General features: G+C 71.8%; 23 protein-coding genes. 17 read left to right on the top strand and 6 right to left on the bottom strand.

Going from position 1 to position 23,135, the window contains the following annotated elements; all coding sequences use genetic code 11:
* Positions 1–74 precede the first annotated feature (74 nt).
* Positions 75–1,007: a DMT family transporter gene (locus AC07DU_RS31410; RefSeq protein WP_479115191.1), complete on the top strand. Its 933-nt coding sequence runs from the start codon at positions 75–77 to the stop codon at positions 1,005–1,007.
* Here the strand turns inward: AC07DU_RS31410 and AC07DU_RS31405 are convergent.
* The 4 genes from AC07DU_RS31405 to AC07DU_RS31390 all read right to left on the bottom strand — a co-directional run bounded on the left by AC07DU_RS31405 (position 1,004) and on the right by AC07DU_RS31390 (position 4,306).
* Positions 1,004–1,675, bottom strand: coding sequence for a hypothetical protein (locus AC07DU_RS31405; RefSeq protein WP_479115149.1), 672 nt, complete (start codon positions 1,673–1,675; stop codon positions 1,004–1,006). The two genes, AC07DU_RS31410 and AC07DU_RS31405, sit on opposite strands and share 4 nt — an antisense overlap.
* A gap of 174 nt (positions 1,676–1,849) precedes the next feature.
* Positions 1,850–2,404 carry a DUF3995 domain-containing protein gene (locus AC07DU_RS31400; RefSeq protein WP_479115147.1) on the bottom strand — a complete coding sequence of 185 codons (555 nt, stop codon included), beginning with the start codon at positions 2,402–2,404 and terminating at the stop codon, positions 1,850–1,852.
* Positions 2,401–2,934 (bottom strand): hypothetical protein, encoded by a 534-nt coding sequence (locus AC07DU_RS31395; RefSeq protein WP_479115145.1) that lies wholly within the window; start codon positions 2,932–2,934, stop codon positions 2,401–2,403. Before AC07DU_RS31395 ends, AC07DU_RS31400 begins: the two co-directional genes overlap by 4 nt.
* Before the next feature lie 358 nt (positions 2,935–3,292).
* Positions 3,293–4,306, bottom strand: a complete 1,014-nt coding sequence (locus AC07DU_RS31390) for a Gfo/Idh/MocA family protein (protein ID WP_453374719.1) — start codon at positions 4,304–4,306, stop codon at positions 3,293–3,295.
* Between the two features lie 139 nt (positions 4,307–4,445).
* On the opposite strand from AC07DU_RS31390, the gene AC07DU_RS31385 reads away from it, so the two are divergent.
* The 9 genes from AC07DU_RS31385 (at position 4,446) to AC07DU_RS31345 (ending at position 12,036) form a co-directional block, all read left to right on the top strand.
* Entirely contained in the window at positions 4,446–5,456 is a 1,011-nt protein-coding gene (locus tag AC07DU_RS31385; RefSeq protein ID WP_479027948.1) for a sugar ABC transporter substrate-binding protein, read from the top strand.
* A complete protein-coding gene (locus AC07DU_RS31380; RefSeq protein ID WP_360889463.1) occupies positions 5,453–6,487 on the top strand; it encodes an ABC transporter permease in 1,035 nt (344 codons plus the stop codon). Before AC07DU_RS31385 ends, AC07DU_RS31380 begins: the two co-directional genes overlap by 4 nt.
* Positions 6,454–7,371 (top strand): ATP-binding cassette domain-containing protein, encoded by a 918-nt coding sequence (locus tag AC07DU_RS31375; RefSeq protein ID WP_479115143.1) that lies wholly within the window; start codon positions 6,454–6,456, stop codon positions 7,369–7,371. The genes AC07DU_RS31380 and AC07DU_RS31375 overlap by 34 nt, the downstream gene beginning before the upstream one ends.
* Positions 7,368–8,549, top strand: coding sequence for an ROK family glucokinase (locus AC07DU_RS31370; protein WP_360889457.1), 1,182 nt, complete (start codon positions 7,368–7,370; stop codon positions 8,547–8,549). Before AC07DU_RS31375 ends, AC07DU_RS31370 begins: the two co-directional genes overlap by 4 nt.
* On the top strand, positions 8,546–9,136 hold the full coding sequence (locus tag AC07DU_RS31365) for a hypothetical protein (RefSeq protein ID WP_453374722.1): 591 nt from the start codon (positions 8,546–8,548) through the stop codon (positions 9,134–9,136). Before AC07DU_RS31370 ends, AC07DU_RS31365 begins: the two co-directional genes overlap by 4 nt.
* A gap of 56 nt (positions 9,137–9,192) precedes the next feature.
* Positions 9,193–9,825: an MBL fold metallo-hydrolase gene (locus AC07DU_RS31360; RefSeq protein ID WP_479115141.1), complete on the top strand. Its 633-nt coding sequence runs from the start codon at positions 9,193–9,195 to the stop codon at positions 9,823–9,825.
* A 30-nt stretch (positions 9,826–9,855) separates the two neighbouring features.
* Entirely contained in the window at positions 9,856–10,641 is a 786-nt protein-coding gene (locus AC07DU_RS31355; RefSeq protein ID WP_360889448.1) for an exodeoxyribonuclease III, read from the top strand.
* A 109-nt stretch (positions 10,642–10,750) separates the two neighbouring features.
* Positions 10,751–11,212 (top strand): DUF6278 family protein, encoded by a 462-nt coding sequence (locus AC07DU_RS31350; protein ID WP_479115139.1) that lies wholly within the window; start codon positions 10,751–10,753, stop codon positions 11,210–11,212.
* 80 nt (positions 11,213–11,292) lie between these two features.
* The gene (locus AC07DU_RS31345; RefSeq protein WP_479115137.1) at positions 11,293–12,036 is read left to right on the top strand and encodes an amino acid ABC transporter ATP-binding protein; all 744 of its coding nucleotides are present in this window, start codon (positions 11,293–11,295) and stop codon (positions 12,034–12,036) included.
* 57 nt (positions 12,037–12,093) lie between these two features.
* Here the strand turns inward: AC07DU_RS31345 and AC07DU_RS31340 are convergent, their stop codons facing one another.
* Positions 12,094–13,257: a L,D-transpeptidase gene (locus tag AC07DU_RS31340; RefSeq protein ID WP_453373092.1), complete on the bottom strand. Its 1,164-nt coding sequence runs from the start codon at positions 13,255–13,257 to the stop codon at positions 12,094–12,096.
* A gap of 213 nt (positions 13,258–13,470) precedes the next feature.
* On the opposite strand from AC07DU_RS31340, the gene AC07DU_RS31335 reads away from it, so the two are divergent.
* The 6 genes from AC07DU_RS31335 (at position 13,471) to AC07DU_RS31310 (ending at position 20,359) form a co-directional block, all read left to right on the top strand.
* Positions 13,471–14,655 carry a lipid II:glycine glycyltransferase FemX gene (locus tag AC07DU_RS31335; protein WP_453373029.1) on the top strand — a complete coding sequence of 395 codons (1,185 nt, stop codon included), beginning with the start codon at positions 13,471–13,473 and terminating at the stop codon, positions 14,653–14,655.
* Complete coding sequence (gene murJ, locus AC07DU_RS31330) at positions 14,652–16,319, top strand: murein biosynthesis integral membrane protein MurJ (RefSeq protein ID WP_479115135.1); 1,668 nt, start codon at positions 14,652–14,654, stop codon at positions 16,317–16,319. The genes AC07DU_RS31335 and murJ overlap by 4 nt, the downstream gene beginning before the upstream one ends.
* Before the next feature lie 38 nt (positions 16,320–16,357).
* Positions 16,358–17,056, top strand: a complete 699-nt coding sequence (locus tag AC07DU_RS31325) for a response regulator transcription factor (RefSeq protein WP_360889436.1) — start codon at positions 16,358–16,360, stop codon at positions 17,054–17,056.
* Positions 17,053–18,498, top strand: a complete 1,446-nt coding sequence (locus AC07DU_RS31320) for an ATP-binding protein (protein WP_479027927.1) — start codon at positions 17,053–17,055, stop codon at positions 18,496–18,498. The genes AC07DU_RS31325 and AC07DU_RS31320 overlap by 4 nt, the downstream gene beginning before the upstream one ends.
* The gene (locus tag AC07DU_RS31315) at positions 18,495–19,019 is read left to right on the top strand and encodes a hypothetical protein (protein WP_479115133.1); all 525 of its coding nucleotides are present in this window, start codon (positions 18,495–18,497) and stop codon (positions 19,017–19,019) included. The genes AC07DU_RS31320 and AC07DU_RS31315 overlap by 4 nt, the downstream gene beginning before the upstream one ends.
* Positions 19,020–19,087: 68 nt before the next feature.
* The gene (locus tag AC07DU_RS31310; RefSeq protein WP_479115131.1) at positions 19,088–20,359 is read left to right on the top strand and encodes a cytochrome P450; all 1,272 of its coding nucleotides are present in this window, start codon (positions 19,088–19,090) and stop codon (positions 20,357–20,359) included.
* Here AC07DU_RS31310 and AC07DU_RS31305 read toward each other — a convergent pair.
* Positions 20,319–21,044 carry a hypothetical protein gene (locus tag AC07DU_RS31305; protein ID WP_479115129.1) on the bottom strand — a complete coding sequence of 242 codons (726 nt, stop codon included), beginning with the start codon at positions 21,042–21,044 and terminating at the stop codon, positions 20,319–20,321. The two genes, AC07DU_RS31310 and AC07DU_RS31305, sit on opposite strands and share 41 nt — an antisense overlap.
* Before the next feature lie 139 nt (positions 21,045–21,183).
* Between AC07DU_RS31305 and ggt the strand changes: the two genes are divergently transcribed.
* Positions 21,184–22,980 (top strand): gamma-glutamyltransferase, encoded by a 1,797-nt coding sequence (ggt, locus tag AC07DU_RS31300; RefSeq protein WP_479115127.1) that lies wholly within the window; start codon positions 21,184–21,186, stop codon positions 22,978–22,980.
* Positions 22,981–23,135 lie beyond the last annotated feature (155 nt).

Below are 23,135 nucleotides of genomic sequence, written 5' to 3'. Positions count from 1 at the left end.
GGCTCCGGTACGGTGAGCGCGCATCCGTGCGAGCCGCCGAAGTCTCCACCACTCAAACCGTCGGAGACACCGCGATGACCGTGATCTCGCCCGCCCTGGACGTTCCCCGCCGGGCCTGGCTCGCCGATCTGCCCGTGCTGGCCGTCGCCGTCGTCTGGGGCGGCAGCTACCTCGCCGCCAAGGGCGTCACCACCGCGCACACGGTCGTCGCCGTGCTCGTGCTCCGGTTCGCGCTGGTCCTTCCCGTCCTGGTCGTGGCCGGGTGGGGACGGCTGCGCGCGCTGACCCCCGCTCAGCTGCGCGGCGCCGGGCTGCTGGGGCTCGTACTCGGCGGGATCTTCCTGCTGGAGACCTACGGGGTCGTCCACACCTCCGCCACCAACGCCGGGCTGATCATCAGCCTGACCATGATCCTCACCCCGCTCGCCGAGGCCGCGGTGAGCAGGCGGGCGCCGTCCGGCGCGTTCCTCGCGGCCGCCGCGCTGTCCGCGGGCGGGGTCGTGCTGCTCACCCAGGGCGCCGGTTTCACCGCGCCCGCCTCCGGTGACCTGCTGATCCTCGGCGCCGCGTGCGCGCGGACCGTGCACGTCCTGCTGATGGCCCGGGTGAAGGCCGTGCAGGACGCCGACGCGCTGTCCCTGACCACCGTGCAGCTCGGCGGCGCGGTGCTGGTCTTCGCCCTGCTGGCGGCCCTCCCGGGGACGGGCGACAGCCCCTGGGCCGCCGGCGTGGGCTTCGGTGCGGCGCAATGGGCCGGCCTGGCCTTCCTCTCGGTCTTCTGCACGCTCTTCGCCTTCTTCGTGCAGATGTGGGCCGTACGGCGCACCTCGCCCTCCCGGGTCAGCCTGCTGCTCGGCACCGAGCCCCTGTGGGCGGCCCTCGCCGGCATCGCGATCGGCGGAGAGCACCTGGGCCCGCTCGGCTACGCGGGCGTCGTCCTGGTACTGGCCGGCACCGCGTGGGGCCGCCGCGCCGTGGCCCGCGCACATCCCGCGCACACCCCCTAACCTTGCAGCTCCTTCTGGCAGGTGTCGTACGTGTCGAAGCACAGGTCGACGACTCCTGGGAGCTGGCGGATCCGCTCCTCGAGCCTGGCCCGGCTCTCCTCATGGAAGCCCTCGGGTACCTGCACCGTCAGCTCGAGCCGACCCGCCCACTCGCCGACCGAGACGCTCGTGGCTCCGAACTCCTTCAGCCGTGCCTTCTTCTTGTTGAAGTCCGGGTCGTGGAACCGGGAGGTGGAATCGAGGTTTGCGTGGAAAGAGGGAGGCGGCCCGTTGCCCGTGTCCGGCGGCATGACGGAAGGCAGTGCCATGGCTGCCGCGGCCGCGAGCGGGGCACTCGCCGCCCACCACCCCCCTGGACGGTTGTCTGCGTCGGCGAGGGCTGCGAACAGCAGCAGCACCGCTGTTGGCAGGAACAGGAACATGCCGATGACCAAGCCGACCACCGCCCAGGCCAGCAGCCCGGCGCTCAGGAAGATGCACACTCGGGCAAAGGCTTTGGGGTGTTCTCGCAGCTGGAGCGGGGTGATGACCGCCATCGCGGTCAGCACGAAGTACCCCGCGACAGCGGTGAACATCACTATTCCGATCAAGGTTACGACTGCGGCGACCACCGCAGCTGCCACGGCCCATCCCGCCTGCCGGGCCGCCACCTGCTGTACCTCGGACACCCTACCCCCCCTTGAACGCGTTCAATTGAACGTGTTCAAGATAACATGGGTGCTGATCAACGCATTGAGGAAAGCACCCCCGCGGGGCGGTGCACCCGGCTCGAGCTCGTCGAGCAGGCCGGGCCCCGGCCGCTCGACGCTCCGTGGTCCGGCCTGCTGAACGCCCGGCCGGGCTTACGGGCGAACAGGGGGCCGGCGCACCGGGGTAGCCCATGCGGTCGTACCCCACAGCAGACCCCACACCAGAAAATAGGGAGACCAGAGCAGCAGGTCCACACGGGACAGATGACGCGCGATCCCCACGTCGGACGGATCCACGTGAACGCTGCCCGTCAACACCATGACGTCACCGACGAAGCCAAAACCCAACACGCCACACGCCCGCAACACCATGAGGCATCCGATGATCCACATCGGCACGGTCAAGAGCCGGCGTGGCAGCACGTGTCCCCAGGGCCGCACTGTGGCTAGCGCCGCCAACGCGCCCACGACGACCAGGCCAACCGAGATCCAGTGGCCGGCGATCGCGCCGGGAGTTTGCGCGACGAGCTCCTCACGGGCCGACCGCGGCAAAGGAGCACTGGAGGTGAGCGCCGTGCCGCCCAGCGCCCAATAGAGTTTGAGCGTCCCGTAGCCGACGAGGGTCCAGACACAAGTCGCGTAGGCGGCCCATCGCCGTACTGACAGGGTGCGGCGCATCGCAGGCCGCGTGTCCATCACTCCCGTCATTTCGTGTCCCGCCCCGTGTTCGCCACGGCTGTGGTGTCCAGTCCCAGGCGGCGAGTGCAGATCCAGGCCATGGCCAGCCAGAGGCAGAGGGCGGCGACGCCCTGAACTGCGGCCCACGGCGACCATCCACCGGGACCGGAAGGGAAGAGGACTTCCCGGGCCACGTGGATTTGACTGACCGCCGCCAGTGCGCCCGTTGCCCACACCCCGAGGAGTAGCAGCGGGCGCGGCGCCAGACCGCCCCACGGCCGAACGGCGGCGAGCGCGATGACGGCGGAGAGCAGACCAAGTAGGGCCAGCGTCCACTGGGTGAGCGCGACATCCGCCGTCTCGGCGTACTGCGAGGCGCTCACCTGTGGCCCACCGGGGATGCCCAGGCGTCCTTGGGTCGCGTAGTAGCCCTTCTCCACCACGTATACCAGTTGGGCGAGAGCGGACAGGTACGCGGGCCATGCCCATGTAGGGGCTACCGCGGTCGGGCGACGTGCCAGCCGCCACCGCCGAGCGGCTTCTATCGCCTTCGCGTTCATGCGCCCGGCACCTGGCTCAGGTCAGGGAAGCTCGTCATGCGTTCACGATCACACCGGCATCCGCGCCCGGTCTTCGTGCCCGAGAATGAGCCATCTCCCCCGCGCGAGGGAGACAAAGAGAGAAAACCTGAGAGGGTTCACGATGTACGGCCTCCAACCCGGAGTCCCGCTACACCCCCAGGAAAGCCCGGCTGGCCGCAGGAGCGGGGATGGCTCCCCGCTCAGGCCGGGGAGACGGTGGAGCAGATCGTGGGCGCGGTCCGTGACGGCCTAGCCCCGCCCGCGCCAGAACGCCTGTCCGAAAAACGCCGCAGTCAGGGGCGGACCCCCGCCATAGGGTGGCCCAATGCCCGTGCGCTCAGAGAACCGGCAGGTCCGGGAGTTCCTCCAGCCGGACCCGGCGCCGCTCCCGGCGCGAGCGCTCGCACGCCTCCGCGACCCGGAGCGCGGCGAGCGCCTCCCGGCCGTCGCAGGGGTTGGCGCCCTCCCCGCGCACCAGGTGCACGAAGGCCGCCAGCTCCGCCTCGTACGCGGGGCCGAAGCGTTCCAGGAAGCCCGTCCACGGCTTGCTGGCCGAGGGCGGACCGTGCGGTTCCGTCGAGGCGATCGGCGTACGGTCGTCGAGTCCGGCCGAGACCTGGTCCAGCTCCCCGGCCAGCTCCATGCGCACGTCGTAGCCGGCGCCGTTGATCCGCGAGCCCGTGCAGGTGGCCAGGGTGCCGTCGTCCAGCGTGAGGACGGCCGCAGCCGTGTCGACGTCTCCGGTCTCCCGGAACTGCGCCGGCCCCGCGTCCGACCCGGCCGCGTACACCTCGACCACCTCGTGCCCGGTCACCCAGCGGATCATGTCGAAGTCGTGCACCAGGCAGTCCCGGTACAGCCCGCCGGAGGTCGCCAGGTACGCGGCGCTCGGCGGCGCCGGATCGGCCGTCGTCGTCCGTACGGTGTGCAGCCTGCCCAGGGCGCCCGAACGGACCAGCTCCCGCGCCGTGCGGTAGCCCGCGTCGAAGCGGCGCATGAAACCCACTTGCAGCAGCCCGCCCGCGGCCGTCACCTCGCGCAGCACCGCCAGGGTGCGGTCCAGGTCCGGGGCCACGGGCTTCTCGCAGAACACCGGCAGCCCGGCGCGCACCGCCCGTACGACCATCTCGGCGTGCGCGTCGGTCGCGCAGGTCACGACCACCGCGTCCACGCCCCAGGTGAAGACCTGCTCGACGGAGGGCGCGGCGGTGGCCCCGAGCCGGTCGGCGAGGCGCGCCGCCCGCGCGGGATCGGCGTCCGCGAGCAGGAGCGAGCCCGCCTCCGGGTGGCGGGACAGGGCCGCCGCGTGGAAGGAGCCGATCCGGCCCGTTCCGATGAGCCCGATGCGCATGCACTCAACGTGACCCCCTCCGGGGGACCTGTCAATCTGCCCGCGCATGCCCCGATGGCCCTTCATGGTCCACTGTGGCGGATACTGAGCGGCTGGAACCGGAATGACCGAATTGGTGACGAGGGAAGGGCGCGGCGACGTGGCTAGGGTTCGGACAGGGGTACGCGTCGTGGGCGCCGTGCTCGCGGCGGTACTGGGGGCCTCGCTCGCGGGCTGCAGCAGTACGGGCGGCAAGCGCGCCGAGGAGCGGGCGAAGGCCGCCGAGGCGGGCCGGCCCGCGGTGTCCACCCCGCGCTGGACCTTCGCGATGGTCACGCACGCCGGCGACGGCGACACCTTCTGGGACATCGTCCAGAAGGGTGCCAAGGAGGCCGCGGCGAAGGACAACATCAACTTCGTCTACGCCCACGACGACCAGGCACAGCAGCAGGCGCAGTTCGTGCAGAACGCCATCGACCAGAAGGTGGACGGGATCGTCGTCAGCCTCGCCAAGCCCGAAGCCCTCAAGGACGTCATCGCCAAGGCCGTCAAGGCCGGTATCCCGGTGATCACGGTCAACTCCGGATCCGCCCAGTCCGCCGAGTACGGGGCGCTGACCCACATCGGCCAGGACGAGACCATCGCGGGCGAGGCCGTCGGCGCCGAGCTGAGTGAGCGCGGCCGCAAGAAGGCCGTCTGCGTCCTGCACGAGCAGGGCAACGTGGGCCACGAGCAGCGCTGCGCCGGGGCCAAGAAGACCTTCTCCGGGACCATGGAGAACCTCTACGTCGAGGGCACCAACATGCCCTCCGTCCAGGCGGCCGTCCAGGCCAAGCTGCAGGCGGACCCCTCCGTCGACGCGATCCTCACCCTCGGCGCGCCCTTCGCTCCCACCGCCGTCAAGGCCAAGGACGCGGCGGGCAGCAAGGCCGAGGTGGACACCTTCGACCTCAACGAGTCGGTCGCCCGCGACCTGAAGTCCGGCGCCCTCGGCTTCGCCGTCGACCAGCAGCCCTACCTCCAGGGCTACCAGGCCATCGACCTGCTCTGGCTCTACCGCTACAACGCGGACGTGCTCGGCGGCGGGCGCCCGGTCCTCACGGGCCCGCAGATCGTCACCGCGGCCGAGTCCGCCAAGCTGGAGGAGTTCATCAAGCGGGGCAGCCGATGAGCACGCTCGGCGCCGTCGACGAACGGCTCGCGCCGACGTCCGCGGTGCGCAGGCTGTTCGGCCGCCCGGAGCTGGGCGCCGTCGTCGGCGCCGCCGCGGTCTTCGTCTTCTTCTCCTTCGCCGCCGACAGCTTCCTGCGGGCGTCGAGCCTCAGCACGGTCCTGTACTCGGCCTCGACCATCGGGATCATGGCCGTCCCCGTGGCCCTGCTGATGATCGGCGGCGAGTTCGACCTCTCCGCCGGTGTCATGGTCACCACCTCCGCCCTGCTGAGTTCGATGTTCAGCTACCAGATGACCGCCAACGTATGGGTCGGCGTCCTGGTGTCGCTGCTGGTCACCCTGGCCGTCGGCCTCTTCAACGGATTCATGCTGACCCGCACCAAGCTGCCCAGCTTCATCATCACGCTGGGCACCTTCCTGATGCTGACCGGCCTGAACCTCGGCTTCACCAAACTGATCAGCGGCACGGTCTCCACCAAGACCATCGCCGACATGGAGGGCTTCTCCTCCGCCCGCGCCCTGTTCGCCTCGCAGTGGACGCTCGGCCCGGTCACCCTCAAGGTCACCGTCCTGTGGTGGCTGGCCCTGGTCGCCGTGGCCACCTGGATCCTGCTGCGCACCCGCGCCGGGAACTGGATCTTCGCGGTGGGCGGCGGAGCCGACGCGGCCCGCGCGACCGGCGTACCCGTCGTGAAGACCCGTATCGGCCTCTACATGGGCGTCGCCCTGTGCGCCTGGATCTCCGGGCAGCACATCCTCTTCTCGTTCGACGTGGTCCAGTCGGGCGAGGGCGTCGGCAACGAGTTCCTCTACATCATCGCGGCCGTCATCGGCGGCTGTCTGATGACCGGGGGCTACGGCTCCGCCATCGGCTCGGCGGTCGGCGCCTTCATCTTCGGCATGACCAGCAACGGCATCGTCTACGCCCAGTGGAACCCGGACTGGTTCAAGTTCTTCCTGGGCGCGATGCTGCTGCTGGCCACGCTGCTCAACGCATGGGTCCGCAAGCGGGCGGAGGCACGGGCATGACCGGCGCACTGGTGAAGCTGACCGACGTCAGCAAGTTCTACGGCAACATCCGCGCCCTCCAGGGGGTCTCCCTGGAGGTCTCGGCGGGCGAGATCACGTGCGTGCTCGGCGACAACGGCGCCGGCAAGTCCACCCTCATCAAGATCATCGCGGGGCTGCACCGGCACGACGCCGGCACCTTCGAGATCGAGGGGGAGTCGACCGCGCTCGCCAACCCGCGCGCCGCCCTCGACCACGGCATCGCCACCGTCTACCAGGACCTCGCCGTCGTCCCGCTCATGCCCGTCTGGCGCAACTTCTTCCTCGGCTCCGAGCCCACCAAGGGCCGTGGTCCCCTCCGCCGCCTGGACGTGGAGTTCATGCGGGCGACCACCCGCGCCGAGCTGCTGCGCATGGGCATCGACCTGCGCGACGTGGACCAGCCCATCGGGACCCTGTCCGGCGGCGAACGGCAGTGCGTGGCCATCGCCCGCGCCGTCTACTTCGGTGCGAAGGTCCTCGTACTGGACGAGCCCACCGCCGCCCTCGGCGTCAAGCAGTCCGGAGTGGTCCTCAAGTACGTCGCCGCCGCCCGCGACGCGGGTCTGGGCGTGGTCCTGATCACCCACAACCCGCACCACGCCTACCTGGTGGGGGACCGTTTCGTCCTCCTCAAGCGCGGCACCATGGCGGGCAGCCACACCCGTGACTCGATCACCCTCGACGAGCTCACCCGTCAGATGGCGGGCGGCTCCGAGCTGGACGAGCTCAGCCACGAACTGGAGCGGGTGGCACAATCAGCACCAGGCGCCACCCCCGGCGCAGCGGGCCCGGCCGGCCCGGCCGGCGAAGCCGACCCGGCTTCCCGTACCACCGCACCCACGAGGGACGACACGACTCGATGAGCACGTACCGGGACTTCACGCTCTCCCACCGGGGGTCGGCGCGAGGCACCGTCCTGCGGACCATCGGAACCCGTGAGCGCCGGTCGCACCTGACCGCCCCGCGCGTCCCGACCGTCGGCATCGACATCGGCGGCACCAAGGTGATGGCCGGGGTCGTCGACGCCGACGGCATCATCCTGGAGAAGATCCGCACCGAGACCCCGGACAAGTCCAAGAGCCCCAAGGTCGTCGAGGACACCATCGTCGAGCTGGTCCTGGACCTCTCGGACCGGCACGACGTGCACGCGGTGGGCATCGGCGCGGCCGGCTGGGTCGACGCCGACCGCTCCCGCGTCCTGTTCGCGCCCCACCTGGCCTGGCGCGACGAGCCGCTGCGCGACGCCCTGCAGTCCCGGCTCGCGGTACCGGTCATGGTCGACAACGACGCCAACACCGCCGCCTGGGCGGAGTGGCGCTTCGGCGCCGGACGCGGCGAGGACCACCTCGTCATGATCACGCTGGGCACCGGCATCGGCGGCGCCATCCTCGAAGGCGGCCAGGTCAAGCGCGGCCGGTACGGGGTCGCCGGGGAGTTCGGCCACATGCAGGTCGTCCCCGGCGGCCACCGCTGCCCCTGCGGGAACCGAGGCTGCTGGGAGCAGTACAGCTCCGGCAACGCCCTCGTCCGCGAGGCCCGCGAGCTCGCCGCGGCCGACTCCCCGGTCGCGCACAACATCATCGCCAGGGTCGGCGGCAACGTCTCGGAGATCACCGGGCCGCTCATCACCGAGCTGGCCCGCGAGGGCGACGCCATGTGCGTCGAACTGCTCCAGGACATCGGCCAGTGGCTCGGCGTCGGCATCGCCAACCTCGCCGCCGCCCTCGACCCCGCCTGCTTCGTCATCGGGGGCGGCGTCAGCGCCGCCGACGACCTGCTGATCGGGCCCGCCCGGGACGCCTTCCGCCGCCACCTCACGGGCCGCGGCTACCGGCCGGAGGCCCGTATCGCCAAGGCCCAGCTCGGTCCCGAGGCCGGCATGGTCGGCGCCGCCGACCTCGCCCGGCTCGTCGCCCGGCGCTTCCGCCGCGCCACGCGCCGCCGCGTCGAGCGGTACGAACGGTACGAGCGCTACGCGCAGCAGCTGGGCCGGCGCGACACCGCGGCTCCCACGGACGCCAAGGACGACCAGCAGCCGTGACCCCGCCCACCCTGCCCCACCAGGCCTCCGCCCCCGACGAGGGCGGCGCGCCCCCGGCCACCGCCGAGGACCGCCGGCACGTCGTCAAACGCCGCTGGATCACCGCGATCATCATCCTGCTGCTGATCGGCGTACCCGCCGGCTACCTGGCCATCTCCACCCAGCAGAGCCGCGAGAGCGGGCGCGACAAGGCCGCCCGGGTCGGCGCGTCCAAGGTGCGCCCCGGCTGGCCCTCCAAGGTGCAGCGCAGCATCTACGAGGTGCCCATCCCGCCGAAGGCCTGGCGGGTCGGGTTCCTGGAGACCAACAACTGGCGCACCAGCCGGCTGTACACCCAGTTCGCGGTCACCCCGCCCGAGCTGGACGCGTTCCTGGCCTCCGTCGGCACCAGCCGCGAGCAGCTGACCCCCGGGGTGTCGATCTCCGATCACGACACCTCGGTCGCCGGATGGCACTGGAAGCCCGGGACCGAGTGGCTCGGGACCACCCTCGAACAGGACGACCCGAGGCCCACCCGGGACATCACCGTCGACCTCACCGACCCCAAGGTCTCCAAGGTGTACGTGGTCTCCTCGACCACCCCCTGAGCGACCGCACGGTGGGCCGGGCCCCGTCCCCCCGGTCACAGCACTAGGCTCGGATCATGAAGCTCACCAAGCGGCTGCACTCCTGCGTCCAGCTGGAGAAGGACGGGCACACGCTCGTCATCGACCCGGGCGCCTTCAGCGAAGCGGACGCGGGCCTGGGGGCCGACGTCCTGCTCGTCACGCACGAGCACCCCGACCACTTCGAGGAGGGCCGGCTGCGGGCCGCCCTCGACGCGAATCCGGCGGCCGCGCTGTGGACCCTGCGCAGCGTCGCGGACAGGCTCGCCCCCGCCTATCCCGGCCGGGTGCACACCGTCGGCCACGGGGACGCCTTCACCGCCGCCGGGTTCGAGGTGCAGGTGCACGGGGAACTGCACGCGGTGATCCACCCGGACCTCCCGCGGGTGACGAACGTCGGCTACCTCGTCGACGGTTCGCTCTTCCACCCGGGGGACGCGCTGACCGTGCCCGGGGTGCCGGTGCAGACCCTGATGGTCCCGGTGCACGCCCCCTGGAACAAGGTCTCCGAGGTGATCGACTACCTCCGCGAGGTCAAGCCGCGCCGGGCCCTGGACATCCACGACGCCTACCTCGCCGACATCGCCCGGCCGATCTACGACTTCGCCCTGGACACCCTGGGCGGCACCGACCACGGGCGACTCTCCGCCGGGGACAGCGCCGACCTCTGAGTGTCGGTGGCGGGCGGTAGGTTGGAACGTATGCGTATCGCCACCTTCAACGTCAATTCCATCACCGCCCGGCTGCCGCGCCTGCTGGCCTGGCTGGAGGCCTCCGGCACCGACGTCCTGTGCGTCCAGGAGACCAAGTGCTCCGCGGAGCAGTTCCCGCACGCCGAGCTGCGCGAGTTGGGCTATGAGTCGGTGGTCAATGCCACCGGCCGCTGGAACGGCGTGGCCCTGCTCTCCAAGGTCGGTCTGGAGGACGTGGTCGTCGGCCTGGCCGACGGTCCCGGATACGAGGGTGTCGACGAGCCCCGCGCGATCTCCGCCACCTGCGGCGGGGTGCGGCTCTGGTCGGTGTACGTGCCCAACGGCCGCGAGGTCGAGCACGACCACTACGGCTACAAGCTCGACTGGTTCCGGGCGCTGACCGCGGCCGTCGCCGAGGACGCGGCCGGCCCGCGCCCCTTCGCGGTGCTCGGCGACTTCAACGTGGCCCCGACCGACGAGGACGTCTGGGACCCGGCCGTCTTCGCGGGCATGACCCACGTCACCCCCGCCGAGCGGGCCGCCCTGGAGGCGCTGCGGGCGGCGGGGCTCTCCGACGTGGTCCCGCGCCCCCTGAAGTACGACCGTCCCTACACCTACTGGGACTACCGCCAGCTCGCCTTCCCCAAGAACAGGGGCATGCGCATCGACCTGGTATACGGGAACGAACCCTTCACCAAGGCCGTCACCGACGCCTACGTCGACCGCGAGGAGCGCAAGGGCAAGGGCGCCTCCGACCACGCGCCCGTCGTCGTGGACCTGGACCTCGACCGTTAGGAGACGCCCGTCCCCCGGACGGGCCGGGGATCCGGGCCGGGGGATCCGGGCCGGCGGATCCAGGCGCGCCCTGTGGCCAGGGGTGGATCCTGGTGCGACGCTGGGCGGTATGAACATCCCTTTCCTGGACAACTGGCTGAACCGGCGTGAAACGGAACAGGGTGCGGGGCTCGCCGCCGCCCTCGCGGCCGACCCCGAGGGCGTGACCGAGATGTTCTCGGAGTGCGAGATGCTGCGGGTCCAGGCCCGGGCGGCAGGGCTCGAACTCGACGAGAGCCAGGCCTCCTTGGAAGAGCTCGACCAGCTGATGCCCCGCTGGCGCAGGGACCCCGAGATCGTGCCCTGGCTCGGCAACGACGCCGGTTTCTACCTCGGGACCGTGATCATCCGGACCGTCCCGGGCGCCGGCTGGCAGGTGTGGCCCAACGGCCAGCCGGTGATCCGGCTGGCCTCGGGCCGCGAGCTGAACGTGATCGAGTCGGGGGTGTCCTGGGCGATGACCGGATCCCCCGAGCTCAGCCAGGCGTACGCCGAGGCCTCCGAGGCCTCGTCGAGCTTTCCGCCCCGGTGAGCGTGTCGCGGCGGGGTGCCCGTCCGCGGCTGGATAGCTTGCGCTGACCTCGACACACCGACAACCGGGCAGGGCAGCGCATGGCCGTCGATCCGTTGATCGAACTACGGGACGTCAACAAGCACTTCGGGCAGTTGCACGTCCTGCGGGACATCAATCTCACCGTCGGCCGCGGGGAGGTGGTGGTGGTCATCGGCCCCTCCGGCTCCGGCAAATCGACCCTGTGCCGGGCGGTCAACCGGCTGGAGACCGTCGAGTCGGGCACGATCCTGCTCGACGGGAAGCCGGTGCCGGCCGAGGGCAAGGACCTGGCCCGCCTGCGCGCCGAGGTGGGGATGGTCTTCCAGTCCTTCAACCTCTTCGCGCACAAGACCGTCCTCGCCAACGTCTCGCTCGCCCAGGTCAAGGTCCGCGGCCGCGGGAGGGAGGAGGCGGACCAGCGCTCCCGGGAGCTCCTGGAGCGCGTCGGCCTGGCCGACCAGGCCGCCAAGTTCCCCGCCCAGCTCTCGGGCGGCCAGCAGCAGCGCGTGGCCATCGCCCGCGCCCTCGCCATGGACCCCAAGGCCCTGCTCTTCGACGAGCCCACCTCCGCCCTCGACCCCGAGATGATCAACGAGGTGCTGGAGGTCATGCGGCAGCTCGCCCGCGAGGGCATGACCATGGTCGTGGTCACCCACGAGATGGGCTTCGCACGCTCCGCGGCCCACCGCGTGGTCTTCATGGCCGACGGGCGGATCGTCGAGGACCGGACCCCCGAGCAGTTCTTCACCGCCCCGGAGAGCGACCGGGCCAAGGACTTCCTGTCGAAGATCCTCAAGCACTAGGCGGTGTCCGCCTGTGGCCCGGGCCCCGGCTCCGGGCCCGGCCGCCCCGCCCGCGCGTCAGCCGTTCTGGGCGCCGCCGGACAGGGCGCTCTTGGCCTTCCACTGGTCCCAGGACAGGTTCCACTCGCCGTAGCCGTTGCCGAGGTCCGCGTTGCCCTTGGACCCGTCACCGACGACCTCGAAGGGGTCGCCGACCTGCACCTCGGAGTAGAGGGACGCGGCGTCGGAGTCACTCATCCCGACGCAGCCCGAACTGGCATTGGCGCGGCCGAAGTTGGCGCTGTTCCACGGCGCGGCGTGGACGTACATGCCCGACCAGGTCAGCCGCATCGAGTAGTCGACCATCTTGTCGTAGGCGTCGCCCAGGCCCACCGTCTGGGAATCCATCCGGATGGTGCCCTCCTTGGACATCAGCACCATCTTCCCGGACCAGGAGGCCTTCTTGCCGCCCGGCGTACCGGCCGAGACGGAGATGGTCCGGACGTTCTGACCGTCCTCGAAGACCTTCAGCTTCTTCGTGTCGAGGCTGACTTCCATCCGGCGGTCCTTGCCGATCTTGAACTCGGTGGCGTAGTCCCGGGCGAAGAGTCCGCCGCCCTTGCCGGAGTCCACACCGTTCAGGTTCATGTCGACCTTCACGTCGGTGCCGGACTTCCAGTACTCCTTCGGCCGCCAGTCCACCCGGTCCTTGCCGGAGTAGTCCTTGAACCAGCCCCAGGAACCCTCGGTGTTGTTCGACGTGCTGACCTTCAGCTGCTTCTCCACCTCGGCCTTGTTGGTCACCGGGTTGTCGAAGACGAGCGAGACGGGCATCGCCACGCCCACCGTGCTGCCCTTGGGCAGGTTGATCGAGACCTTGTTCACCTTGTCGGCGGCGCCGGTCTTGAACTGCGCCGCCGCGCTCTGGCTTTCGGTGTTCTGCGCCTCCACCTTGTAGTCCGTGCCCGGCGAGGCGTTGCGCTCGGAGGTCCAGGTCTTGCCGTCGGCGGATATCTGGCCGGCCAGCTCCCCGCCCTTGCCGTCCGTCACCTTCACCAGCGCGAGCTTGCCGTCGGCGATGGTCACCTTGACCGGCTCGCCCGCCTTGACCTGATCACCCGTGAGGTTCACCGATATCGCCATGTCCGGCTTCGGCTTCATCTCGGTCTTGCCCGTCGCGCTGCCGCCGTCCCCGCCCGAGCAGGCGGTCAGTGCGGCGGCCAGAAGTGCGGTGCCCGCCATGGCGGTGCGGCGTATGCGGCTCAACGAAGGGCCCCTTCAGGTAGCGGCAATAGTGATCGTTCGCAAATACAGATGCGAATGGGGCGACTTTAGGTTGCGCCTTCCGCGGAAAAGGTCCGCTTTCTCTTTGTGACGACCACCGCAGCGAAACGGTCATCGTCCGGTCACACGCGCCGCGCACGGCGGTCACGGCGGGCTGTGAGAGTCCGGTACATGCTCGCGACCCCTTCCCAGCAGGACCAGCACCGGCACCGGCCCCAGGATCAGAACCGCGAACGGGAGCTCCAGGTGCGCGCCCTGTCCGTCCCCGAGTACGAGGCGTTCCTTTCCCGGCATGGCCGGGCGAGCTTTCTCCAATACCCCTCCTGGGCCCGCGTGAAGGACCTCTGGCGCTCGGAAAGGGTCGGGTGGCACTACCCGGGCGGGGAGATCGAGGGTGCCGGACTCGTTCTCTATCGCCAATTCCCGGGCACCCGCAAATACTTCGCCTACCTCCCCGAGGGTCCCGTCGCCGACTGGTCCGACCCGCACATAGACCGCTGGCTGACGCCCCTCATGCGTCATCTGCGCGCCGCCGGCGCCTTCGCCGTCCGCATCGGCCCCACCCCCGCCTACCGCCGCTGGGACGCCGCCACCGCCAAGGCCGCCACCGGGCCCGGCCGGCAGATATCCGACGTGCTCGCCACCGAGGTCGACCCGGTGGGCGCCGCCCTCGCCGACCGGCTGCGCACCCGGGGCTGGACGCGGTGCGGCGGTGAGAACGACGGTGACGCCCAGCCCCGCCACGTCTTTCGCGTGCCGCTCGCCGGCCGCTCCCTCGATGACGTGTGGGCGGGCCTGAACCAGGAGTGGCGGCGCAATGTGCGCAAGGCCACGAAGGCGGGCGTGGAGTGCGTCCTGGGCACCTCGGCCGACCTGCCCGAGTTCTACCGGCTGCTGCGGATCACCGAGGAGCGCGACGGTTTCCGGCTCGGCCGCTCCCTCGCGTACTACGAGCAGCAGTACCGGGTCCTGAACGAGGAGCAGCCCGGCCGGATGCGGCTCTACCTGGCCGTTCACCGGGGCGAGATCCTCGCCGCCCACACGATGATCGTCGCCGGCAGCCGGGTCTGGTACCAGACCGGCGCCTCCGCCGACCACCGGCGCGACGTGCGCCCCAGCAACGCCCTGCAGTGGCGCATGATGTGCGATGCGCACGCCCTCGGGGCGGAGGAGTACGACATGCGCGGGGTACCCTCCACCCTCGACCCCGACGAACGTTCCTTCGGGCTGCTGCGCTGGAAGCTCGGCACCGGAGGACAGGTCGTCGAGACGCTCGGCGAGTGGGAGACCCCGATGGACGGATACACCAACACGGCGCTCTACAAGGCCTTCCAGGCCTACCTGGCCCGCCGGTGAGCAACGCCGCCACCGCCGAGGGCGCCGCCCCGGCCGCCGCGCCCGCACCGGCGAAGACCTCGGTGCTGCGCAGCGGCGCGCTCATGGCGGCCGGTTCGATCGTCTCCCGCGCCACCGGCTTCATCCGCTCCGCCGTGGTCGTGGCGGCGCTCGGCACCGGACTGCTCGGGGACGGCTACGCCGTCGCCAACACCGTGCCGAACATCATCTACATGCTGCTCATCGGCGGCGCGCTCAACGCCGTCTTCGTCCCCGAACTGGTCCGGGCCGCCCGGGAACACGCGGACGGCGGCAGCGCCTACACCGACCGGCTGCTCACCGCCTGCACGGTGGCGCTCGTGGCGCTGACCGCCCTGGCCGTCCTCGCCGCCCCGCTGATCGTCTCGGTGTACACCGAATACGACGGGGCCCAGGCCACGACCACCGCGGCCCTGGCCCGCTACTGCCTGCCGCAGATCCTCTTCTACGGGCTGTTCACCCTGCTCGGCCAGGTGCTGAACGCCCGCGGCCGGTTCGGCGCGATGATGTGGACCCCGGTCCTCAACAACCTCGTGATCATCGCCGTCTTCGGGCTCTTCCTCTCCTTCTCCCACGACGCGACGGCCGGGCTGACGGCCGCGCAGACCCGCCTCCTCGGGCTCGGCACCACCGCCGGCATCGTCGTCCAGGCCCTCGCCCTGATCCCCTCGCTGCGCGCCGCCCGCTTCCGCTGGCGCCCCCGGTTCGACTGGCGCGGCAGCGGCCTCGGCCGTCCGCTGCGCAACGCGGGCTGGCTGGTCATGCTCGTCCTCACCAACCAGATCGCCTACTGGGTCATCACCCGGCTCTCCACCGCCACCGGACAGCACGCCGTCGAAGCGGGCCTCGCGGGCGGCGCCGGCTACACCGCCTACAGCAACGCCTACCAGCTGTGGATCGTCCCGCAGGGGATCGTCACCGTGTCCCTCGTCACCGCCCTGATGCCCCGGATGAGCGCCGCCGCCTCCGAAGGCGACCTGGGCAGGGTGCGGGCGGACGTCTCCTACGCGCTGCGCTCCAGCGCCGCCCTCGTCGTACCGGCCGCCGCGCTCTTCGCCGCCCTCGCGCCGTGGGTGATGGGCAGCGTCTTCGGGTACGGGCGCACGGGACCGGCCGACATCGCGGTGATGGCGGGCATGCTGATCGCCTTCGCACCGGGCCTGATCGCCTTCTCCGCGCAGTACGTGCTCTCCCGCGGCTTCTACGCACTCTCCGACACCCGCACCCCCTTCTTCCTCAATCTCACCATCGCCGCCCTCAACGCCGGGCTGGCGGCCGCCGCCTACGCCCTGCTCCCGCCGCGCTGGGCGGTCACCGGCATGGCCGCGGCGAACTCCGTCGCCCTGTTCGCGGGCGCCGCCCTCACCGGACACACCCTCGCCCGCCGGCTCGGCCCGCGCGCGGGCACGCGTACCGAGAGGCGGGCGAACGCCGTACGCACCCACCTGCGGCTGCTGACCGCCTGCGTTCCGGCGGCCGCCGCCGGGTACGCGGCGGCCCGCGCCGCCGACCCCTTCGGGGACTTCGCCGCCGTCGGGGCGGGAACCGCGACCCTCGCGCTCGTCGTCGTCCTCCTTGCCGGGCCGCTGCGCCTGACGGAGATCACCGACCTGCTGGGCTTCCTGCGGCGCAAGAAGGGCCGATAACGGGAGGCCGGGCCGCCCCCACCCTGGATACTGACCGGATGCCACGCGTACTGCTGATCGAGGACGACCCTTCCATCCGGGAAGGAGTGGCTCTCGGCCTGCGCCGGCGCGGCCACGAGGTGAGAGCGGCCGAGACCGGTGAGGAGGGCCTCGCCCTGATGGGGGCCTTCCGGCCCGAACTCGTCCTGCTCGACCTGATGCTGCCCGGGATCAACGGCGTGCAGGTCTGCCACCGCATCCGCGAGACCAGCGAGGTGCCGATCATCATGCTCACCGCGCGCGGCGACGACTTCGACATCGTCATCGGCCTGGAGGCCGGAGCCGACGACTACATCGTCAAACCCGCCCGCACGGAGGTCATAGAAGCCCGCATCAAGGCCGTACTGCGCCGCCTCATCGACCCGGTGGGCGTCCGCCCCGAGGTCGAGGTGCACGCCGAACTGGCCATCGACCGCAGCGGGCTCACCGTCGCCAAGAACGGCGAGCGCGTCGCCCTCGCCCCCAGCGAGCTCAAGCTCCTGCTGCACCTGTCGGCCTCGCCCGAGCAGGTCTTCTCCCGCCAGCAGCTGCTGGAGTACGTCTGGGACCACAGCTACCACGCCGACGCGCGGCTCGTGGACGCCTGCGTGCGCCGCCTGCGCCACAAGATCGAGGACCCCGCCGGCGCCCCCCGCTACATACAGACCGTGCGGGGCTTCGGCTACCGCTTCGGCCCGGTCCAAGGCCCGCGACGGTGAGACGCATAGCACCGCTCGGCCTGCGCACCCGGCTCATCGCGGCCTTCCTGCTGGTCGCCGCGATCAGCGCCGTGACCACCGCCGCCTTCACCTACCAGCAGGCGCGCAACGCCATCCTCAAGCAGACCCAGGACACCGCCGTCAACACCCTGCGGGACCAGGTCGAACAGCAGGAGATGCGCCTTCCCCTGACCCAGCAGGAGCTCCAGCGCGTCGTCATCGAGCTCGGCAAGCGCGGCAAACCCCACCCGTGGATCATCTTCGGCGAGTACGAGGACGTGCGCGTCTCCACCAACCCCGACACGCCCACCTCCACCGTGATCACCGACGGCCTGCGCGAGAAGGTCCGCGAGAACCGGTACTCCGCCTTCCAGCGCGTCGAGGACCAGCGCGGCAACCCGTGGCTCACCATCGGCGTCCCCGCCCTCTTCGAGCACAACGGCTACAGCGAACCCACCGGCGCCGTCTTCTACGCCAGCGTCCCCCTGGCCACCGAGAAACAGACCGTCCAGGCCATGGTCGACGCCGCCCAGCAGGGCGCCGTCCCGGGACTGGCCATCGCCGTCGTCCCCGCGCTGCTGGCGGCCCGCAGCGTGCTGCGGCCGGTCCGCGACATGCGCCGGGCCGCCCAGCGGATGGGCCGCGGCCGCCTCGACACCCGCATCGAGGTCCGAGGCGCCGACGAACTCGCCGGACTGGCCCGCACCTTCAACGAGACCGCCCGCGCCCTGGAGCAGTCGGTGACCGAGCTCCGCGAAGCGGAGACCCGCGCCCGCCGCTTCGCCTCCGACGTCTCCCACGAACTGCGCACCCCCCTCGCGGGGATGCTCGCCGTGACCGAGGTCCTCGACGAGGACGCCGCGCACCTGGACGCCGACACCGCCAAGGCCCTGCGCCTGGTGAGCGCCGAGACCGGCAAACTGGCCGTCCTGGTCGAGGACCTGATGGAGATCTCCCGCTTCGACGCCCGGGCCGCCGAGCTCAACCTGGACGACGTGGACATCGCCGAATCCGTGCGCAAGACCCTCGAACGACGCCATTGGGACGACGAACGCGTCGTCGTCGAGCTGCCGTACGGGGTACGCGCCCGACTCGACCCGCGCCGCTTCGACGTGGTCCTCGCCAACCTCGTCGGCAACGCCCTGCGGCACGGCGGCGCGCCCGTGCGCGTGACCGTAAGGACCGCACCGGGGCAGGACGGCGGACGGCTGCTGATCGAGGTCGCCGACAGCGGGCCCGGCATCGCCCCGGAGGTGCTGCCGCACATCTTCGACCGCTTCTTCAAGGCCGACGCGGCGCGGACCCGCTCCGCCGGAAGCGGCCTCGGACTCGCCATCACCCTGGAGAACGTCCGCCTGCACGGCGGCACCCTCCGGGCGGCCAACGGCCCCCTCGGGGGAGCCGTCTTCACCCTCGACATGCCGTTGGAGGCCCGCGCATGACCGGGTGGAAGAGGACATCGCGGACCGCTGCGGGGCTGGCGGCCTGCGCCCTGCTGCTCGCCGGATGCGGGATCAAGACCACCGGGGTGATCGACAGCGGCCACGCCGCCACGGTCAAGAGCCCCGGTGGAAAGACCGCCGTCCTCTACTTCGTCTCCAAGGACGGCAGCCGGCTCGTCCCGGTACCGTTCCCCGTCGACAGCGCCTACACCATCGCGCCCAGGGCGCTCCTCCTGCTGCTGCTGAACGGCCCCAGCGGCCCGGCCCAGGAGGCCGGCCTCACCACGGCGCTGCCCCCGCTGGCCCCCGGACAGGAGTCGGCGCTGGCGGTGAGCGCGTACGCGCAGGGCACGGGGATCACGGTCCACCTGCCCTTCGCCGTGGCGGGACTGTCGAAGACGGCCCGCGACCAGCTGGTGTGCACCATCGGCGTCTCCGCCGTGCCGGACGTCATCAGCCCGGTCGTCCTGCGGGACACCAACACCACCTACCCGGCCGCCGAGTGCGAGGCCCGGCGCTGACGCGTGCGGCCGGCCCGCGGGCCGGCCGCGCCCTTGCGGCCCCGCCGCGCACCGGTCACGGTGGCCCCATGGACCACGCCGCGGACGTACCCGACGTCTTCGACCCCCGGATCTACGCCGAGGGCATCCCCCACGAGCGCTACCGGACCCTTCGCGAGCACCGCCCGGTCTCCTGGCAGGCCGAGCCCGAGATCGACGGCTGGCCGGCCGGACCCGGCTTCTGGGCGGTCACCCGGCACGCCGACGTCGTGCGCGTCATGCGCGACCACCGGACGTACTCCTCCTGGCTGGGCGCCACCCAGATCCGCGACCCCGACCCCGCCGACCTGCCGTTCCTGCGCCGCACCATGCTCAACCAGGACCCGGCCAAGGCCGCCGGCGACCACGGCCGGCTGCGGCGGCTGGTGGCCCGGGCCTTCACCCCGGCCCGCGTCGACGCCTTCGCCGGACGGGTGCGGGACCGCGCCCGGACCCTGCTCGCCGCCGCCCGGGACGGCGCCGAGGACGGCGCCGCCGACCTCGTGCGCACCGTCACCGACGAGTACGCGCTGCTGAACCTGACCGACCTGCTGGGCGTCCCGGCCGCCGACCGGGCACTGCTGCTGGAGTGGACCGTACGGATCATCGGCTACCAGGACCCCGAGGACGCGCCCGCGCCCCGGCTCGGCCCTGACGGCAAGCCCCTCAACCCGCGCTCCCCGGCGCTGCTCGGCGAGATGTTCGCGTACGCCCGCGAGCTGGCCGCCCACAAGCGCGCCCACCCCGGCGACGACGTGATGACCGCCCTGGCCGGGGCCGGGCTCGACCCGGCCGAGCTGGAGATGTTCTTCTTCCTGCTCACCGTCGCGGGCAACGACACCGTGCGCAGCGCGGCCCCCGGCGGCCTGCTCGCCCTGGCCCGGGACCCGGACGCCTACCGTCGGCTCGCGGCGGGGCACTGCTCCCCGGCGGGAGCGGTCGAGGAACTCCTGCGCGTCCACCCACCGGTCCTCAGCTTCCGCCGCACCGCCGCCGTGGACACCGAGCTCGCCGGGCAGCCCGTCCGGGCCGGGGACAAGGTGGTGGTCTTCCACGCCTCCGCCAACCACGACGAGCGCGTCTTCTCCGACCCCGGTCGCCTCGACCTCGCCCGGACGCCCAACCCGCACGTCTCCTTCGGGGACGGCCCGCACGTCTGCCTCGGCGCCCACTTCGCCCGGCTCCAGCTGCGCGTCTTCTACGAGGAGTGGTGCGCGGCCATGCCGCCGCCCGAACTGGCGGGCCCGCCGCGCAGGCTCGTGTCCAACTTCATCAACGGGATCACACGGCTGCCGCTACGGGTGTCCGGGCCGCCGAGGTGACGTCGGCGACCAGCTCCGACACGTCCGGCCCGTAGGCATCGGAGTTGATCACCTTCAGCACGAGGCAGAAGGAGTCCCCGTTGTACGTGCGGGCCAGGCGCTGGTGGTGGCGGGCCAGGTAGCGGGCCGCGGCCTGGTTGCTGTTGGCGGTCTGACCCGACAGCAGGAACACCGGTCGCGAGCCGCGCCCCGCCGTCAGCCGCGCCAGCAGCACGTACTCGACCTGGCCCATCTGCCAGCGGTAGGTCTCGCCGCCGACCTTGATGGACCCGCGGTCCGGGCCGCGCTCCGTGGAGGTGTCGACCCGCACCCCCGGCAGCATGGAGCTCAGGTGCGCCGTCGTACGGGCGTTGGAGACCGGCCCGCCGACGCAGAACTCGGCCCGCTCGCCGAACCCCTGGCGGGCCGTGTCGTGGGTGACGATCTGCACGTTCGCACCGCAGTCCTTGATCAGGGCGGATATCTCCAGCAGCGCGAAGGCGTCGTTGCGGTGCAGCGACGATTCGGTGCCGCCCATCTGCCGGTTGACCACGAACAGGCAGTCCGACCCCGTCGGCAGCCCGAAGAAGGCCTGCTTGCGGCGCAGTTCGCGGCGCGTGAGGTAGGTCCGGGTGAACCAGCCGAAGCCGCCGCTGAGCGCGGTGGCTATCACCCCGAGCACGATGTTGCGCACGTCGTCGTTCATGCGCGGGATGCTAGGGCATCGCCCGCGGGGGCTCATCCGCCGGTACGCGCGGGGGCTCATCGACCGGCACGGGGCCGACGTCCTGACGGAACGCCACGGCGGCCGATAGGCTCGGCGGACGCTGCCACTGGAGGTCCGGATGCACCGTCCCGCCGCACGTCAGTTAGCGCTCGTCGCCCTCGCCGGGGCGCTGGTGTCCACGGGGGCCGCGGCGCCACCGCAGGACTCCGCCCCGGCCAAGGCGCCCGTCGCCGCCGGCTACGGAGGGGCCGTCGCCAGCGTCGACGCCGACGCCTCCGCGGCCGGCATCGCGGTCCTGCGCTCCGGCGGAAACGCCGTGGACGCGGCCGTCGCCACCGCCGCCGCGCTCGGCGTCACCGAGCCCTACTCGGCGGGCATCGGCGGAGGCGGCTACTTCGTCTACTACGACGCCCGCTCGCGCCGCGTGCACACCATCGACGGCCGCGAGACCGCCCCGGCCACGGCCACCGCCGCGCTGTTCCAGGAGAACGGCCTGCCCATCCCCTTCGCCGAGGGCCAGACCAGCGGCCTCGGCGTCGGCGTCCCCGGCACCCCCGCCACCTGGAAGAGCGCCCTCGACGCCTGGGGCACCCGGCCGCTGCGCCACCTGCTGAAGCCCGCCGAGAAACTGGCCCGGGACGGCTTCACCGTGGACGCCACCTTCCGCGCCCAGACCGAGGCCAACCAGGCCCGGTTCAAGGACTTCCCGGACACCGCGAAGCTGTTCATGCCCGGCGGCGCCCTGCCGGTGGTCGGCTCCACCTTCAAGAACCCCGACCTGGCCGCCACCTACGCCGAGCTCGCCCGCAAGGGGACCGGCGCGCTCTACCGGGGTCCCCTCGCCGAGGACATCGTCGACGCCGTCGGCAAGCCCCCCGTGGACCCGGCGGCCACCCGTACCGTCCGCCCCGGCGACCTGACCACCGGCGACCTGCGCGCGTACGAGACCAAGCGGCAGGCCCCGACCCAGGTGAGCTACCGGGGCCTGGACGTCTACAGCATGGCGCCCTCCTCCTCCGGCGGCACGACCGTCGGCGAGGCGCTGAACATCCTGGAGCGCAGCGACCTCGCGCAGCTGTCCGAGACGCAGTACCTGCACCGGTTCATCGAGGCCTCCCGGATCTCCTTCGCCGACCGCGGCCGCTGGGTGGGAGACCCGGCCGCCGAGGACGTGCCGACGCGGGAACTGCTCTCCCAGCGGTACGCGGACACGCGCGCCTGCCTGATCAAGCCCGACCAGGCGCTGACCAGCCCACTCGCCCCCGGCGACCCGCGTCACCCGGCGCCGTGCGCCACCACCGGGCAGGCCGCGCCGACCACATACGAAGGAGAGAACACCACCCACCTGACGGTCGCCGACCGCTGGGGCAACGTGGTCTCCTACACCCTGACCATCGAGTCCACCGGCGGCAGCGCGATCACCGTCCCGGGCCGCGGCTTCCTGCTCAACAACGAGCTCACCGACTTCTCCTTCGCCCCGGCCGCGCCCGGCGTCCCGGACCCGAACCTGCCCGGTCCCGGAAAGCGGCCGCGCTCGTCCATGTCCCCGACCATCGTGCTGGAGGAGGGCCGTCCGGTCCTGGCGGTCGGCTCCCCGGGTGGCGCCACGATCATCACCACCGTCCTGCAGACCCTGACCGGCCACCTGGACCGGGGCCTGCCGCTGGTCGACGCGATCGCCGCGCCGCGGGCCAGCCAGCGCAACCAGAGCACCACCGAGCTGGAGCCGGGCCTGTGGAACAGCCCGCTGCGGACCTCGCTGGAGGCACTCGGCCACGGCTTCCGGCAGAACCCTGAGATCGGCGCCGCCACCGGCGTCCAGCGCCTGCCGGACGGCCGCTGGCTGGCGGCGGCCGAGACCACCCGCCGGGGTGGCGGTTCGGCGATGGTCGTCCACCCGCACGGCAAGCCGTAGCACTGGACCGCGTACGAGACCGCGAGCGCTAGGCGCTGTCGTCAAAGTCCCGCCTGGCCCGCGGTGTCCGGTGCCGCACCTCGCCGCGTTGTCGGGGCGCCCGAGTACGTCCCGTACACGGGCGCCCCTCCGCCTTGCGATGCACGGCACCGGAC

It is taken from the genome of Streptomyces sp. NPDC045695 (assembly GCF_056432025.1).
The sequence above is the reverse complement of the archived record's forward strand: the minus strand, read 5'-3'. Positions and strand labels throughout refer to the sequence as shown.

Bases quoted from the DNA above. Each gene is read 5' to 3' on its own strand.
- AC07DU_RS31340 (WP_453373092.1), bottom strand. From the start codon at position 13,257: ATGGCGGGCACCGCACTTCTGGCCGCCGCACTGACCGCCTGCTCGGGC.
- AC07DU_RS31350 (WP_479115139.1), top strand. From the start codon at position 10,751: ATGAACATCCCTTTCCTGGACAACTGGCTGAACCGGCGTGAAACGGAA.
- AC07DU_RS31360 (WP_479115141.1), top strand. From the start codon at position 9,193: ATGAAGCTCACCAAGCGGCTGCACTCCTGCGTCCAGCTGGAGAAGGAC.
- AC07DU_RS31310 (WP_479115131.1), top strand. From the start codon at position 19,088: ATGGACCACGCCGCGGACGTACCCGACGTCTTCGACCCCCGGATCTAC.
- AC07DU_RS31335 (WP_453373029.1), top strand. From the start codon at position 13,471: ATGCTCGCGACCCCTTCCCAGCAGGACCAGCACCGGCACCGGCCCCAG.
- AC07DU_RS31380 (WP_360889463.1), top strand. From the start codon at position 5,453: ATGAGCACGCTCGGCGCCGTCGACGAACGGCTCGCGCCGACGTCCGCG.
- AC07DU_RS31395 (WP_479115145.1), bottom strand. From the start codon at position 2,934: ATGAACGCGAAGGCGATAGAAGCCGCTCGGCGGTGGCGGCTGGCACGT.
- AC07DU_RS31325 (WP_360889436.1), top strand. From the start codon at position 16,358: ATGCCACGCGTACTGCTGATCGAGGACGACCCTTCCATCCGGGAAGGA.
- AC07DU_RS31400 (WP_479115147.1), bottom strand. From the start codon at position 2,404: ATGACGGGAGTGATGGACACGCGGCCTGCGATGCGCCGCACCCTGTCA.
- AC07DU_RS31370 (WP_360889457.1), top strand. From the start codon at position 7,368: ATGAGCACGTACCGGGACTTCACGCTCTCCCACCGGGGGTCGGCGCGA.
- AC07DU_RS31315 (WP_479115133.1), top strand. From the start codon at position 18,495: ATGACCGGGTGGAAGAGGACATCGCGGACCGCTGCGGGGCTGGCGGCC.
- AC07DU_RS31305 (WP_479115129.1), bottom strand. From the start codon at position 21,044: ATGAACGACGACGTGCGCAACATCGTGCTCGGGGTGATAGCCACCGCG.
- AC07DU_RS31375 (WP_479115143.1), top strand. From the start codon at position 6,454: ATGGGTCCGCAAGCGGGCGGAGGCACGGGCATGACCGGCGCACTGGTG.
- AC07DU_RS31410 (WP_479115191.1), top strand. From the start codon at position 75: ATGACCGTGATCTCGCCCGCCCTGGACGTTCCCCGCCGGGCCTGGCTC.
- ggt (WP_479115127.1), top strand. From the start codon at position 21,184: ATGCACCGTCCCGCCGCACGTCAGTTAGCGCTCGTCGCCCTCGCCGGG.
- AC07DU_RS31390 (WP_453374719.1), bottom strand. From the start codon at position 4,306: ATGCGCATCGGGCTCATCGGAACGGGCCGGATCGGCTCCTTCCACGCG.
- AC07DU_RS31345 (WP_479115137.1), top strand. From the start codon at position 11,293: ATGGCCGTCGATCCGTTGATCGAACTACGGGACGTCAACAAGCACTTC.
- AC07DU_RS31355 (WP_360889448.1), top strand. From the start codon at position 9,856: ATGCGTATCGCCACCTTCAACGTCAATTCCATCACCGCCCGGCTGCCG.